The sequence below is a fragment of the Oleiphilus sp. HI0128 genome (assembly GCF_001635365.1).
Genome location: NZ_LWGG01001607.1, coordinates 1 through 1288, shown reverse-complemented (window position 1 = coordinate 1288; position 1288 = coordinate 1). Strand labels below are relative to the sequence as shown.

Annotated in this window: 3 protein-coding genes; all 3 read right to left on the bottom strand. The window is 45.3% G+C overall.

What is annotated here, in order from left to right:
* The coding region (locus A3763_RS26290; RefSeq protein ID WP_068760753.1) for a general secretion pathway protein GspB at positions 1–344 on the bottom strand (344 nt) is incomplete at its 3' end.
* Entirely contained in the window at positions 337–1032 is a 696-nt protein-coding gene (locus A3763_RS26285; RefSeq protein ID WP_068511626.1) for a hypothetical protein, read from the bottom strand. The genes A3763_RS26285 and A3763_RS26290, both read right to left, overlap by 8 nt.
* Positions 1029–1288: hypothetical protein (locus A3763_RS29295; RefSeq protein WP_197483154.1), on the bottom strand; the 260-nt coding region annotated here is incomplete at its 5' end. The genes A3763_RS29295 and A3763_RS26285, both read right to left, overlap by 4 nt.

The window sequence follows — 1288 nt, the reverse complement described above, 5'->3', positions numbered from 1 at the left end:
TGCAAAACGACTTCTCTTCCGTCATACACCAACGAGACAGACTCCGACGAAATTCTTCTTACTTTCGCACCGGAAACAAAGTCTCCTTCATACACTTTTTTGCCATTGATCATTGCTCGGCGGTTATCCCCTGCGCTCATTATATAGTTGAGAGAGAAGTTCGGCATACGGCGCTTGGTTTTCGCGGCAGCCTTTCTCTTTTCCCCATACGGCGCTGTTGGGTCAGACAAGACCTCACCGCCAGGCAAACTATAAGTTTGTTTGGCGGACAGCGACAATGAAGCGCTTAAGCATAAGCCAAACACTAATACTAAAGAGCTCTTGTAAATTGTAGTTTTAAACACCGATCCAGTCCTCTTCCAGGCTCAGAGTACTGAGCTGAACTTTTATCGTCGCATTAGGGTACCGATCAACTTTATAACTCAGCATTCTCCAGTAAAAGCCGCTCAAGCTTTCTAATTGCTGTAAATATTCAACCGTCTGGAAATAAGTTCCTCGCAATTCCATTTCAAAGCCATGCGTAAATATAACCGCCTGAGGCTCTGCAGAAATGGCGCTATCATTAGTCTTATCTGATTCGTCTGTGGTACTCCCCAAACTCACGTTCAAGGGCTCTACCGGTAGATTTTTGGCACTTAGCAAGCTCAAGCCTTTGTAGTCAGATAAGACCTTTTTCATAAGGTTTGCCATATCTTCAGGCGCAACCAGGTTACTCATACGCTGCCCTATCTTTAAACGTAAGCCCTGCAGGCGCTCTTTTAATTGTTCTTGCTCTTGCCTTAGTGCTGCATTCGGGTCGTGAGCCAAAGCTGAAGTCAGCTCACTGAGCCGATTACTTTGCTCAACAGTTTCTTGTGTCAACGATGCTTTGTTGGCTAAGTTAGCTTTGTGCTTTTTTTCATAATCAGCGAAGCCTGTCTGCAGCCAAATAAAAGCAATGATCACCACAGCAGTACCCGCCATAATTGCCCGTTCTCTAAGGCTTAGGTCGGCTGTTTTATCACGTAGTTCGTACCATTTCTCAAGGTTCATTTCTGGCCTCCTTCTTGTTCTACAGAAGAACCAGCCGAGTCTTTAGCATAGTTGAGTATTGCTTCACTGCTATCAAGACGAGAAAGTAACACCTCAGGTGCTGCAGTGTGCTCTTCAGAGCGCAAAGAGAAATTCAACCAATGTCTCTTCCCTTCGTGTTTTTCAAGTTCAAACAATGTAAATGTACGCCCCAGGAGGCTGTCTTCCTGACGAAGCTTTTGCAAATACTCGGGCACCAAGTCACCGTTCAGGGTAA

What these genes read in the sequence shown, in the direction of transcription:
- A3763_RS26285 (WP_068511626.1), bottom strand. Translation starts at nt 1,032, where the DNA reads ATGAACCTTGAGAAATGGTACGAACTACGTGATAAAACAGCCGACCTA.